Source organism: Kitasatospora sp. NPDC030952 (genome assembly GCF_055571335.1).
In genome coordinates this window covers 297,098-309,182 of the sequence record NZ_JBVIFM010000006.1, presented here as the reverse complement: position 1 = coordinate 309,182, position 12,085 = coordinate 297,098, and the positions used below count along the sequence as shown (strand labels likewise).

The 12,085-nt window shown below is 74.9% G+C and carries 11 protein-coding genes; 6 read left to right on the top strand and 5 right to left on the bottom strand.

The window, feature by feature from the left end; genetic code table 11:
- Positions 1 to 14: 14 nt before the first annotated feature.
- Positions 15 to 932: a DUF6891 domain-containing protein gene (locus tag ACZ47G_RS14950; protein ID WP_465742561.1), complete on the top strand. Its 918-nt coding sequence runs from the start codon at positions 15 to 17 to the stop codon at positions 930 to 932.
- Positions 933 to 948: 16 nt separating this feature from the next.
- On the opposite strand, the gene ACZ47G_RS14945 is transcribed toward ACZ47G_RS14950, so the two are convergent.
- A complete protein-coding gene (locus ACZ47G_RS14945) occupies positions 949 to 1,860 on the bottom strand; it encodes a diacylglycerol kinase (RefSeq protein WP_380451472.1) in 912 nt (303 codons plus the stop codon).
- Entirely contained in the window at positions 1,857 to 3,479 is a 1,623-nt protein-coding gene (locus ACZ47G_RS14940) for an FAD-binding oxidoreductase (protein ID WP_465742559.1), read from the bottom strand. The genes ACZ47G_RS14945 and ACZ47G_RS14940 overlap by 4 nt, the downstream gene beginning before the upstream one ends.
- A gap of 20 nt (positions 3,480 to 3,499) precedes the next feature.
- On the opposite strand from ACZ47G_RS14940, the gene ACZ47G_RS14935 reads away from it, so the two are divergent.
- Positions 3,500 to 4,183, top strand: coding sequence for a TetR/AcrR family transcriptional regulator (locus ACZ47G_RS14935; RefSeq protein ID WP_465742557.1), 684 nt, complete (start codon positions 3,500 to 3,502; stop codon positions 4,181 to 4,183).
- A complete protein-coding gene (locus ACZ47G_RS14930; RefSeq protein ID WP_465742555.1) occupies positions 4,180 to 5,736 on the top strand; it encodes a glycerol-3-phosphate dehydrogenase/oxidase in 1,557 nt (518 codons plus the stop codon). Before ACZ47G_RS14935 ends, ACZ47G_RS14930 begins: the two co-directional genes overlap by 4 nt.
- Positions 5,737 to 5,777: 41 nt before the next feature.
- Here ACZ47G_RS14930 and ACZ47G_RS14925 read toward each other — a convergent pair whose 3' ends face one another.
- Positions 5,778 to 6,071 carry a hypothetical protein gene (locus ACZ47G_RS14925; RefSeq protein ID WP_465742553.1) on the bottom strand — a complete coding sequence of 98 codons (294 nt, stop codon included), beginning with the start codon at positions 6,069 to 6,071 and terminating at the stop codon, positions 5,778 to 5,780.
- Positions 6,072 to 6,317: 246 nt separating this feature from the next.
- On the opposite strand from ACZ47G_RS14925, the gene ACZ47G_RS14920 reads away from it, so the two are divergent.
- A complete protein-coding gene (locus tag ACZ47G_RS14920) occupies positions 6,318 to 6,893 on the top strand; it encodes a TerD family protein (protein WP_465742551.1) in 576 nt (191 codons plus the stop codon).
- 34 nt (positions 6,894 to 6,927) lie between these two features.
- On the opposite strand, the gene ACZ47G_RS14915 is transcribed toward ACZ47G_RS14920, so the two are convergent.
- Positions 6,928 to 8,211: an FAD binding domain-containing protein gene (locus tag ACZ47G_RS14915; RefSeq protein ID WP_465742549.1), complete on the bottom strand. Its 1,284-nt coding sequence runs from the start codon at positions 8,209 to 8,211 to the stop codon at positions 6,928 to 6,930.
- Positions 8,212 to 8,508: 297 nt separating this feature from the next.
- On the opposite strand from ACZ47G_RS14915, the gene ACZ47G_RS14910 reads away from it, so the two are divergent.
- Both ACZ47G_RS14910 and ACZ47G_RS14905 read left to right on the top strand, forming a co-directional pair.
- Positions 8,509 to 10,551 (top strand): oxidoreductase, encoded by a 2,043-nt coding sequence (locus ACZ47G_RS14910; RefSeq protein ID WP_465742547.1) that lies wholly within the window; start codon positions 8,509 to 8,511, stop codon positions 10,549 to 10,551.
- 176 nt (positions 10,552 to 10,727) lie between these two features.
- Complete coding sequence (locus tag ACZ47G_RS14905; protein ID WP_465742545.1) at positions 10,728 to 11,477, top strand: hypothetical protein; 750 nt, start codon at positions 10,728 to 10,730, stop codon at positions 11,475 to 11,477.
- Positions 11,478 to 11,542: 65 nt separating this feature from the next.
- On the opposite strand, the gene ACZ47G_RS14900 is transcribed toward ACZ47G_RS14905, so the two are convergent.
- Positions 11,543 to 11,953, bottom strand: a complete 411-nt coding sequence (locus tag ACZ47G_RS14900) for a DUF2690 domain-containing protein (protein WP_465742543.1) — start codon at positions 11,951 to 11,953, stop codon at positions 11,543 to 11,545.
- Positions 11,954 to 12,085: the final 132 nt, after the last annotated feature.

Sequence of the window (12,085 nt, the reverse complement as noted above, 5' to 3'; positions counted from 1 at the left end):
GCGAGGGTGACGTCATGCTGGCGATCACGGTGCAGACGAACGACGCGCGGCACCTCAGGGTGACCGCGGACGAACTGGCGGGGTTGGTCCGGCGCATCGGCGCCGGGGCCGACACCTTCCTCGTCGTGCAGCGGATACCGGACCTGCCGGACGTGTACATCCAGGTCTGGCACAAGGCCGGCGGCGGCTACACCCTGGAGCACCGCGACGGCTCCGCCGCCCGGCACTTCGAGGTGCGGGTGGACGGGCCGGAGACGGTGCTCGCGGCGATGACGGCCTGGGCGCGGCAGGAGCCGGGCTGGGGTGACGCCCTGGCGTGGGAGCGGCTGGACTTCGGCCCGGCCGCCGAGCCGGTGCCCGCGCCGGTGCTGGAGCCCGAGGAACGGCAGCAGCTGGAGGACCAGCTGCGGCTGACCCTCGCCTGCGGCTACACCGACCGCGCCCGGCTCGCCGAGCACGCCGAGGAGTACCTGGTCTCCGGCGAGCGCCGCCCGCTCTCCCCGGCCCAGGCCGAGCAACTCGCCGACCGGCTCTGGCTGGAGCGGATCGGCGAGCAGAGCGGCTGGATCGGCGAGACCGACCCGGAACGCCTCGCCCGGGCCTTCGCCGCTCTGGAGGCGGCCGGCATCACCGCCCGGGAGGACTTCACCTGCTGCCGCTCCTGCGGTGAGGCGGAGATCGGCGCGGCCGGGCGGCCGGAGGCCCGGGGGTTCGTCTACTTCCACTCCCAGTGCACCGAGTCGGCCGCCGCCGGCCGCGGACTGTCCCTGCTCTACGGCGGCTTCGACGGCTCCCCGGCGACCACCACGGCCGTCGGCGAGGAGGTGGTCACCGCCCTGGCGGCCGTCGGCCTGCCGACGCTCTGGAGCGGCGACCCCTCCGACGCGATCGAGATACGCCCGCTGCTCTGGCGCCGCCGCCTGGTCGGCTGAGCGCGGGACGGGGGGGTCAGGGCACCAGTAGCCGGAGGGCCTCGCGGTGGACCGCCACGTCGACGGGGAGAGCGGTGATGAACTCGCCGTCCGCGTAGGCGGTGATGCCGGGGGACTCGATCCGCAGCGACTCGGTGCGCAGGGTGGTGACCTCCGGGTGGGTGGTGTGGGTGCCCTTGAAGAGGGTGGGGAAGAAGCGGGCGATCCGCAGCCGGGGCATGGCGTCGACGAGGGTGACGTCCAGCAGTCCGTCGTCGGGCAGGGCGGCCGGGCAGATCAGCATGCCGCCGCCGTAGCTGCGGGTGTTGCCGACGGCGGCGAGGGTGAGGTCGCGTTCGATGACGGTGCCGTCGGCGAGGGTGAGCCGGAACGGCAGCGGGCGCAGGTTGGCGAACTCGGCGAGGATGGCGAGGTTGTAGCGCATCCGGCCGCGGGGCCAGCGAAGCCGGTTGGCGCGGTCGCTGACCAGCGAGTCGAAGCCGCTGGCGAGGACGGAGCCGTACCAGCGGACGGCGCCGTCCGGGCCGGTGATCCGGCCGAGGTCGACGCCGCGGGTGCGCCCGGCGGCGATGACCTCGGCGGCGGCCTCGGGGGAGTCGATCGGCAGGCCGTACTCGCGGGCGTGGTCGTTGCCGGTGCCGGCCGGGATCAGGCCGAGCGGGACGGCCGTGCCGGCGAGGGCCTGGAGGGCCAGGTTGACCATGCCGTCGCCGCCGACCACGACCACCGCGTCGGCCCCGCCGGCCGCCGCCTCGCGGGCGAGGCGGACGGCGTCGTCGGCGGACTGCCCGGCCTGCGGCTCGACCTCGACGCCGAGGGCGCGCAGCCGGGCGACGGCCCGGTGGGCGGCGGGTTCGGCGTGGCCGATGCCCGCCGCCGGGTTGGTGAGAACGGTGACCCTGCGGATGACGGTTCTCGGTCCGGTCACGGGATCAGCTTCCCGGGGTTGAGGATGCCCGCCGGGTCGAGTTCGGCCTTGACGGCGCGCAGGATGCGCACGCCGAGGTCGCCGATCTCCTCGGTCATCCAGGGCCGGTGGTCGGCGCCGACGGCGTGGTGGTGGCTGATGGTGCCGCCGGTGCGCACGATGGCGTCGCCGGCGGCCCGCTTGGCGGTGCCCCACCGGGTGAGCGGGTCCTCGCCGAGGGCGGCGACGACGGTGAAGTAGAGCGAGGCGCCGGTCGGGTAGACGTGCGAGATGTGGCAGAGCACGAGCGCGCCGGGCAGGGCGGTGGTGAGCGCCCCGGTGACGGCGGTGCGCAGTTCGGCCAGCCGGCCCCACTCGGCCGCCGTCTCCAGGGTCTCGCACAGCGCGCCGGCGCTGAGCAGCGAGTCGCGCAGGTAGGGGGCGTTGAACCGGCCGTGCTCCCAGGCCCGGGCGGGCGGCTCGCCGAGCGAGGTGCCGCCGGCGGCGAGCAGCACCTCGCGGGTGAGGTCGTGCCGGGCGGCGACCTGTTCGGCGGTGCCCTCGAAGACGGTGACGGCCAGGCAGCCGGTGACGGCGGGGGCGCCGCCGATCTGCTCGGTCGTGGCGAGGTTGACCATGGTCTCGGCCTCGTCGGAGAGCCGGATCACGGTCGGGCCGGTGCCCTGCTGCTCGACGGCGCGCAGCGCGGCCGTCCCGGTGGCGAAGTCGGGGAAGCTCCACGCCTCGTAGGCCTTGACGGCGGGCAGCGGGTGGACCCGCAGGCGCACGGCGGTGATCACGCCGAGGGTGCCCTCGGAGCCGAGGAACAGCTGGCGCAGGTCGGGGCCGGCGGCGGAGGCGGGGGCCCGGCCGAGGTCGAGCGTCCCGGCGGGGGTGACCACGCGCAGGCCCCGGACCATCTCGTCGAAGCGCCCGTGCCCGGCCGAGTCCTGGCCGGAGGAGCGGGTGGCGGCGAAGCCGCCGATGGTGGCGTAGCGGAAGCTCTGCGGGTAGTGGCCGAGCTCCCAGCCGCGTTCGGCGAGCAGCGCCTCCGCCGCGGGGCCGGTGAGCCCGGCGCCGAGGACGGCCTCGCCGGAGGTCTCGTCGAGGGCGAGCAGCCGGTCGAGGCGGCGCAGGTCGAGCGAGACGACGGCCTGGAAGGGGCCGCGCTCGGGGTCGAGCCCGCCGACCACGCTGGTGCCGCCGCCGAACGGGACGACGGCGATCCGGCGTTCGGCGCAGACGGCGAGGACGGCGGCGATCTCGGCCTCGTCGCCGGGCAGCACGACGGCGTCGGGGGCGTCCTGGGCCTCGCGGCTGCGGCGGCGCAGCAGGTCGGGGGTGGACTTGCCGCCGGCCCGGGGCAGCCGGTCGGCGTCGGCGGCGCTGACGTGGGTCTCGCCGACGGCGTCGGCCAGGGCCTTGAGGTCCTCGGCGGTGATCCGGGACGGACGCAGGACGACCTCGGCGGCGCTCGGCCCGGGCGCGGCGTCGCCGGTGACGCCGAGGGCGGCGGCGAGCAGTCCCTTGATGTCCGCGGACAGTTCCTTGGCGAGGGCCGGGTCGCCCCAGGCGTTCCACTTCATCGGGGGGAGGGGCAGGGCGGCGTCGGCCGGTCCCGCTTGCGTCTCAGGTGCCATGCGTTACAGTTTCACACATCATGTCAAGTAGTAACGCCACGGCCGGAGGGCCGGTCAAGGCTGCGAAACCCCGCAGCACCGAGCCGCACGGCACCGAGCGGCGAGGCGCTGAGCTCCGCAGCGCCGAGCCGCGCAGCACTGAGCCGCGCAGCACCGATGACGCGATCCTGGACGCCGCCGCCGACCTGGTCGTGCACCTCGGCGTGCGCCGCACCCAGCTGGCGGAGATCGCCCGCCGCGCCGGAGTCAGCCGCCCGACCGTCTACCGGCGCTGGCCGGACGTCCAGGCGGTGATCGGAGCGCTGCTCACCCGCGAGATCCTGGCCACCCTGGAGCGCGCCTCGCTGGAGGTGGTCGGCCGGGAGGCCTTCGTGGACCGGGTGGTGGAGGTCGCCGTCCGGCTGCGCGACCACCCGGTGCTCGGCGCGCTGCTCCACTCCGACGACTCCGACCTGCTGCTCCAGTACGTCGTCGAGCGCCTCGGCGCCAGCCAGCGCGGCCTGCTGGAGGCGCTGCGCTCCGGCATCGAGCGGGGCCAGGCCGACGGCTCCGTCCGGGCCGGCGAGCCGACCGAACTGGCCGCCATGGTCCTGCTGATCGCCCAGTCCACCGTCCAGTCGCACCGCATGGTGGCCTCCCTGCTGCCGGAGGCGGCCTGGCGGCGCGAACTGGCCCGAGCACTGAACGGATACCTCGCACCATGACGCCCGAGGCCGGCCCGTACGCGGGAACCGCCCAGCTGAACGCCGTCCGCCGGCTGCGCGAGCTCGACGCGCTCGTCGACGATCCGCACATCGACCTGCTGGTGATCGGCGGCGGGGTGACCGGCGCCGGGGTGGCGCTGGACGCCGCCGCGCGCGGCCTGCGGACGGTACTCGTGGAGTCCCGCGACCTGGCCTTCGGCACCAGCCGCTGGAGTTCCAAGCTGGTGCACGGCGGCCTGCGCTACCTCGCCTCCGGGCGGGTCAAGGTGGCCCGGGAGAGCGCCGTCGAGCGCGGTGTGCTGATGACCCGCACCGCCCCGCACCTGGTCCGCGCGCTGCCCCAACTGGTGCCGCTGCTCCCCGACTTGCTGCGCCCGGGGCAGGCCTCGCTGATCCGCGCCGGCTTCCACGCGGGCGACGCCCTGCGGCTGAGCGCCGGCACGCCGGGCGCGCTGCTGCCCCGGATGCGCCGGATCGACGCGGCCCGGACCAGGCAGCTGGCGCCGGCCGTCCGGACCGCCGGACTGCGCGGCGCCCTGGTCGCCCACGACGGCCAACTCGTCGACGACGCGCGGCTGGTGGTCGCCCTGGCGCGCACCGCCGCGCAGTACGGGGCGAGCGTGCTGACCCGGGTGCGGGCCGAGTCCGTCACCGGGACGTCGGCCCGGCTGGTCGACGCGCTGAGCGGGCAGACGCTGACCGTCACGGCGGGCGCGGTGATCAACGCCACCGGGGTGTGGGCCGGCGAGGTGGACACCTCGATCAAGCTGCGCCCCAGCCGCGGCACCCACCTGCTGGTGGACGCCGCGACCCTGGGCCACCCGGCGGCCGCGCTCACCGTGCCGGTGCCCGGCTCCACCAGCCGCTTCGTGTTCGCGCTGCCGCAGCAGCTCGGCCGGGTCGCGATCGGCCTGACCGACGAGGACGCCCCCGGCCCCGTCCCGGACGAGCCGCAGCCCACCGAGGCCGAGCTGACCTTCCTCCTCGACACCGTCAACGCCGCCCTGGCCACCGCGCTGACCAGGGCGGACGTCCGCGGCGTCTACGCCGGGCTGCGCCCGCTGATCGACACCGGGGGCGGCAGCACCGCCGACATCTCCCGGGAGCACGCGGTGCTGGAGTCCCCGTCCGGGGTGGTCACCGTGGTCGGCGGCAAGCTCACCACCTACCGGCGGATGGCCGAGGACGCCGTGGACGCCGCCGTCCGGCTGCGCGGCCTGCCCGCCCGTACCTGCTGGACGGCCCGGCTGCCGCTGGTCGGCGCCCCCGGCCACCGGGACAGCCGCCCGCTGCCGATCCAAGGGGTGCCCGCCTCGCTGGTCGCCCGGCACGGCGGCCTGTCCCACGAGGTGCTGGCGGCGGGGGAGTCGGCGCCGGTGGCGGAGGGCATCGACGTGACCCGCGCGGAGGTCGCGTACGCGATCACCCACGAGGGCGCCCTGGACGCCGCCGACGTGCTGGACCGGCGGACCAGGATCGGGCTGGTGGCGGAGGACGCCGAGCGGGCCCGGAAGGCGGTCGAGGAGATCCTCGGGGACACCGCCGCGCGGTAGCGGGGCCGGCCCGACCGCGGACGGCAGTGCGGCCGGGGGCCTCAGCGGGCGGTGCGTTCCGGCATCGGGTGCTCGGCGCCCGCGAACTCCAGCACGCAGGCCAGCGGGTGCTCCGCCCGGCCGGTCCGGTCCAGCCGTACGGCCAGCGGCCGCGGCGGCTCCTCGGCGAGCTGCCCGGACAGTGTCAGCGGGTAGCCGCCGTGGCCGTGGGTGCGGTGGAAGGCGCACTCCTTGCCGTCCACCAGCAGTTCGGTCTCGGTGATCCAGCCGGAGCGGACGTTGACGGTGACCGAGTGACCGTCCCGGTCGAGGTGGAAGCTGTACCGCTGGCGCATGGGAACCTCCCGCGGGGGCCTCGGAACGGGGACGGCCAGGGATCCACCGCCAGTCTATGAGGGCCGTACCCTCCCGGCGCCCCGGCCGGTACGGTGGCCGGTGCGCGGAGGGATCACGGCCGGGGGCGATCGGTTCCCTCCCCGGCCCCTGAGAAATCCCCGGGGCGGGGCCAGCCCGCAGGCGGATTCTCGTGATCTCTACAGTGTTGTAGATTCGTCCGCAGGGAGAGATCCGAGGAGGGCATTGTGGGAGTTTCGCTGGCCAAGGGCGGCAACGTCTCGCTGAGCAAGGAGGCGCCCGGTCTGAGCGCCGTGATCGTCGGTCTCGGCTGGGCCGTCCGCACCACCACCGGGGCCGACTACGACCTGGACGCCAGTGCGCTGCTCTGCAACGCGCTCGGCAAGGTCGTCTCGGACCAGCACTTCGTCTTCTTCAACAACCTCCGCAGCCCCGACGGTTCGGTCGAGCACAGCGGCGACAACCTGACCGGTGGCGGCGACGGCGACGACGAGCAGATCAAGGTCGACCTGGACCGGGTGCCGGCCGACGTCGCCAAGGTGGTCTTCCCGGTGTCGATCTACGACGCCGACGCCCGGCTGCAGAACTTCGGGCAGGTCCGCAACGCCTTCATCCGGATCGTCAACCAGGCCAACGGCCAGGAGATCGCCCGCTACGACCTCACCGAGGACGCCTCCACCGAGACCGCGATGGTCTTCGGCGAGCTGTACCGCAACGGCGCCGAGTGGAAGTTCCGCGCGATAGGGCAGGGTTACGCCTCCGGTCTGCGCGGCATCGCCACCGACTACGGCGTCAACGTCTGATCCCTCCCCGAGGGGTGCGCCCGGGCGGGTCGGCTCAGCCGGCCCGCCCGGCGGCGTGTCCGGCGGCGTGTCCGGCGGCATGTCCGAGTGCGTGGCCGCCGAAGCCCGCGCCGGGGGCGAGCTGGCCCCGCCACCAGGCGTCCATCGCCGGTTCGTCCATCGCCGACCAGTCCGGCGCCGCGGTCACCTGCGCCCGGCCCAGCGTGCGGCCCAGGTCCACCAACTCCAGCCCGGCGGCGGTCCGTTCACGGTCGTACGCGGCCAGCAGCGGCGCCCAGGAGCCACCGCCCAGCCGTAGCCCGGCCTGCTCGAAGGCGTACGCGTCCTGCAGCGCCTTCACCGCGCCGCTGGTGTTGTGCGGGCGGACGATGGTCGCCGCGTCCCCGCCGATGAGCAGCCGTCCGGCCGTGCGGTGCGGGGCCGCCAGGTCGTAGACCGGCTGCAGCAGGGTCCGCTCGGGCGGAGTCAGCGCGATCACCCCGGCCCAGTACGGCGGCAGCTGCCGCTCGGCGAACTCCCGCATCTCGTCCAGCTGTTCCCCGGTGAGGGCGCCGGCGGCGACGGCGGTCGGGCCGTCCAGGCGCAGCCAGTCCGGGGTGGGCGCGTAGAAGACCCAGTTCACCTGGGTGCGTCCGGGGGTGAGCCCGGGGATCCGGTAGAGCACCACCTGGCCGCCGCCGTAGCAGACGGTGGCGCACTCCTCCTCCGGCCAGGCCGCGGCCCCGCCGGGCAGCCCGTCCAGCAGCGCGGAGTCGTAGCTGCCGCGCCAGCAGACGTACCCGGCGTACTCGGGCTCGGCCCGCGGGCAGACCGCGGCGCGCACCACGGAGCGGTAGCCGTCCGCGCCGATCACCAGGTCGTACGGGGTGCGGGTGCCGTCGGCCTGCTCCGTCCAGGCGCCGTCCGGGTCGCCGCCGACCGCCGTCACGGTGGTGCCCAGCCGGTACTCCACCGCCGCCGGGGCCTTCTCGCGCAGGGCCTGCCAGAGCACCGCCCAGTGGTGGGAGTGGAACGGGAAGGGCTGGGCCCAGAGCAGCCGCCCGCGCCCGTGCGGGCCGTCGCCCTCGCCGGCCGGCCCCCGGGTGACCCAGCGGCGCACGGTGAGCCGGTGGCGGCGGGTGTCCGGGGCGAGGTGGCCGGCGTCGACCAGTTCGGCGAAGCGGTCGTTGTGGGTGCAGATCCCCAGGCCGCGGTCCTCCAGCCGGCCCGGGCTGCGTTCCAGCACCACGACCCGCTCCGCGCCGAGCCGGGCGGCCGCCCCGGCGAACGCGCTTCCGGCGATGCTGCCGCCGACCACGGCCACCGAGCCACCCCGCACGGTCGTCCCCTCTCCCGGGTCCCTGTTGCGTCTGCTGCGCGCCCTGCGCGCCCTGCGTCTGCTGCGTGCTCTGCGTGCCCTGCGTGCCCTGCGCGTCCGGCGCGTCCGGCGCTTCTCGGCGTCCGTGCCGTCGGCGCGCGACGGCAGGTTCCGACAGGCGACGGCACGACGATACGCCGCCCGGTCGCGGTGTGCCGGGGCTTCTCCGTCGGCCCTATGCAACTAGTTGCATAGCACGTCGGCCGTCGCCTACTCTGCGGTAACCATCCCCACTGGCCGCCCCCTCAGGAGACGTCGATGAGCTGGACCCCCGGCAGCAGCCGCTACCCGCACCTGCTCAGCCCGCTCGACCTGGGCTTCACCACCCTCCCCAACCGGGTGGTCATGGGCTCGATGCACGTCGGCCTGGAGGAGGCCCCCGGCGGCTACCAGCGGATGGCCGCCTTCTACGCCGAGCGCGCCCGCGGCGGCGTCGGCCTGATCGTCACCGGCGGCATCGCCCCCAACGAGGCCGGGCGCCCCTGGGAGGGCGGCGCCATGCTGACCACCGAGGCGGAGGCCGACGAGCACCGGGTGGTCACCGACGCCGTGCACGCCGCCGGCGGGAAGATCGCCCTGCAGATCCTGCACTTCGGCCGCTACGCCTACCACCGCGACCTGGTCGCCCCCAGCGCCCTCCAGGCCCCGATCAGCCCCTTCGTCCCCAACGAGCTCACCGCCGAACAGGTCGAGCAGACCATCGAGGACTTCGCCCGCTGCGCCGAACTCGCCCGCCGGGCCGGCTACGACGGCGTCGAGATCATGGGCTCCGAGGGCTACCTGATCAACGAGTTCATCGTCGCCGCCACCAACCACCGCCAGGACGAGTGGGGTGGCGACTACGAGCGGCGGACGCGCTTCCCGGTGGAGATCGTCCGCCGGGTCCGCGAGCGGGTCGGCGAGGACTTCATCATCGTCTACCGGCTCTCCATGCTCGACCTCGTCCCCGGCGGATCCACCCTCGACGAGGTGGTCCAGCTCGCCCAGGCCGTCGAGGCCGCCGGCGCGAGCATCATCAACACCGGCATCGGCTGGCACGAGGCCCGCATCCCCACCATCGCCACCTCGGTGCCGCGCGGCGCCTTCGCCTGGGTCACCCGGCGGGTGATGGGCCGGGTCGGCATCCCGCTGGTCACCACCAACCGCATCAACACCCCCGAGATCGCCGAGCAGTTGCTCGCCGACGGCTGCGCCGACCTGGTCTCGATGGCCCGCCCGCTGCTCGCCGACGCCGACTTCGTCGCCAAGGCGCGGGAGGACCGCGCCGACGCCATCAACACCTGCATCGGCTGCAACCAGGCCTGCCTGGACCACACCTTCAACCTCCAGATCACCTCCTGCCTGGTCAACCCGCGCGCCTGCCACGAGACCGAACTCGTCCTCGCCCCCACCAAGGTGCGCAAGTCCATCGGCGTCGTCGGCGCCGGCCCGGCCGGCCTCGCCTTCGCCGTCTCCGCCGCCGAACGCGGCCACACCGTCACGCTCTACGACGCCGCCGACACCATCGGCGGCCAGCTGAACATCGCCCGGCGGATCCCCGGCAAGGAGGAGTTCACCGAGACGCTGCGCTACTACCGCACCCGCCTGGCCGAGTTGGGCGTCACCCAGCGCCTCGGCGCCGTCCTGACCGCCGAACAGCTCGCCGCGGCCGAGCACGACGAGATCGTCCTCGCCACCGGCGTCACGCCCCGGACTCCCGTCGACATCCCCGGAATCGACCACCCCAGCGTGCTCGGCTACCTCGACGTGCTGCGCGACGGAGCGCCGGTCGGCGAGCGGGTCGCCATCCTCGGCGCGGGCGGGATCGGCTTCGACGTGGCCGAGTTCCTCACCGACCAGGGCGACCAGGCCAGCCTCAACCCGCCCGTGTTCCAGGCGAAGTGGGGCATCGACCCGGAGTACCGCGAGCGCGGCGGCCTGCGCGCCCCCGAGCGGCCGAAGCCCCCGCGCAGCGTCCACCTGCTGCAGCGCAAGACCGGCAAGGTCGGCGCCGGACTCGGCAAGACCACCGGCTGGATCCACCGCACCGAACTCAAGCACCGCGGCGTGGTGATGGTCGCCGGCGCCACGTACGACCTCATCGACGACGCCGGACTGCACTACACCGTCGACGGCGAACGCCAACTGCTGCCCGTGGACACCGTGGTGCTCTGCACCGGCCAGGAACCGCGCCGCGACCTCGCGGACGCGCTGCGCGAGCGCGGCCTGTCCGTGCACGTCATCGGCGGCGCGGACGTGGCCGCCGAACTGGACGCCAAGCGGGCCATCAAGCAGGGCACCGAACTGGCCGCGGCCATCTGACGTCGGGCAGTCGGGGGGCTACCCGGCGCACCGGGGCCCGCGGCACCGCGCCGCGGGCCCCGCCTCTCCCGCCCGCACCCCGCTGACCTGCGAGGACGCCTGCCCGCGCGCCCCGCCCCGGCCCCGGTGGGACACTGGTTGCCTGTCCCTGCCCGACCACTCGACCGGGGGCCAGCATGTCCCTCCCGAGGACTCTCCACGCCCTCGCCGCCGCGGCCCTGGTCGCGGCGGCCGCCCTGGGCCCGGCGGGCACCGCAGGTGCCGTCGGCGGCGCGGCCGTACCGCCGCTGCCGTCCGCCGACCAGCTGAAGTCGGCGCTGCTCACCGCGAACGACCTCGGCCCGGGCTACACCGAGGCGCCCGCCACCCCCACCCCCAGCTCCGGCCCGAGCGCCAACCCGACCCCTGTCACCGGCTGCGACGCGCTCAACGCCCTCATCAACATGCACGCCACCGCCCCCGACCCGGCGACCCCGCGCGCCGAAACCGAACTGGACGGCCCCGACGGCAACCCGATGGTCACCGAGGCCCTCGCCGCCGAGGACTCCGGCAGGCTCACCGCCGACGTCAACACCGTCGCCGACGCGCTGAAGACCTGCCACACCATCACCTTCGGCTCCGCCATCGGGGTGACGGTGACCTTCACCGTCACCCCCGTCACCCTCGGCGACCGCCCGGACGCCCCCGCCGCCCGCCTCGACGGCACCCTCGCCGGCGTCCAGCTCAGCGCCTTCGTCGGCGTCGAACGCTTCGGCACCGTCGGCCTCGCCTACGGCTACTTCCAACGCCAGGGCGCCGACCCCCAGGCCGCCGCCCTGCAGTACCGCAGCGCCGTCGCCAAGATCGAACACACCCTCGGCACCACCGCCGGCAGCACCACCCCACCCACCGCCACCGCCACCGCCACCCAGGGCATGTCGGTCTGACCGCCCCGGGACACCCAGCGGCCCCTGTCGAGCACACCGCTCGACGGGGGCCGCTGCGCGGTCGATCAGTACCAGTCGGTCTTCCTGATGAAGACAGCGGTGGAGTTGGAGGTGGCCTGCGACTTGATGTCCTTGTCGTTGACCATCGCGGTCCAGATGGAGCCGCCCGAGTACGTGACGGCGCCGTAGCTGTCGTTGAGGGTGTTGGCGATGTCCACGGACTCACCGACGATCGCGTACTTGTCCCGTGCCCAGGCTGCCCGGCAGGACGGGCTGTAGCGCAGCTCCAGCGGACCGTCGGTGGAGACGGTGATGGCGTCGTTGGCGCAGGTGGTGTTGGCCGGGTCCAGGCCGGTGCAGCTGCTCGCGTAGCAGCTGGTGGCGGCCGAGGCCGGTCCGGCCGCGAGCACTGCCCCGGACACCGCCAGGGTCAGGGTGGCGCCGATCGTGGCGGCCTTGCGGGTGATGGAACGCATGGAGTCCTCCGGGGCGGTACGGGACGATGGATCAGCGCTCCCACTCTCGGGCGCCGCGTCACCGTCCCTCCACCGTCCCGGCTTCCCCGGGACGTCCCCCGCCCGTCCCGGGAAGCGGGGCGGCCGCACCCC

Excerpts from the sequence above, each read along its gene's own strand:
- ACZ47G_RS14950 (WP_465742561.1), top strand. The coding sequence starts at position 15 with ATGCTGGCGATCACGGTGCAGACGAACGACGCGCGGCACCTCAGGGTG.
- ACZ47G_RS14940 (WP_465742559.1), bottom strand. The coding sequence starts at position 3,479 with ATGGCACCTGAGACGCAAGCGGGACCGGCCGACGCCGCCCTGCCCCTC.
- ACZ47G_RS14935 (WP_465742557.1), top strand. The coding sequence starts at position 3,500 with ATGTCAAGTAGTAACGCCACGGCCGGAGGGCCGGTCAAGGCTGCGAAA.
- ACZ47G_RS14930 (WP_465742555.1), top strand. The coding sequence starts at position 4,180 with ATGACGCCCGAGGCCGGCCCGTACGCGGGAACCGCCCAGCTGAACGCC.
- ACZ47G_RS14925 (WP_465742553.1), bottom strand. The coding sequence starts at position 6,071 with ATGCGCCAGCGGTACAGCTTCCACCTCGACCGGGACGGTCACTCGGTC.
- ACZ47G_RS14910 (WP_465742547.1), top strand. The coding sequence starts at position 8,509 with ATGAGCTGGACCCCCGGCAGCAGCCGCTACCCGCACCTGCTCAGCCCG.
- ACZ47G_RS14905 (WP_465742545.1), top strand. The coding sequence starts at position 10,728 with ATGTCCCTCCCGAGGACTCTCCACGCCCTCGCCGCCGCGGCCCTGGTC.
- ACZ47G_RS14900 (WP_465742543.1), bottom strand. The coding sequence starts at position 11,953 with ATGCGTTCCATCACCCGCAAGGCCGCCACGATCGGCGCCACCCTGACC.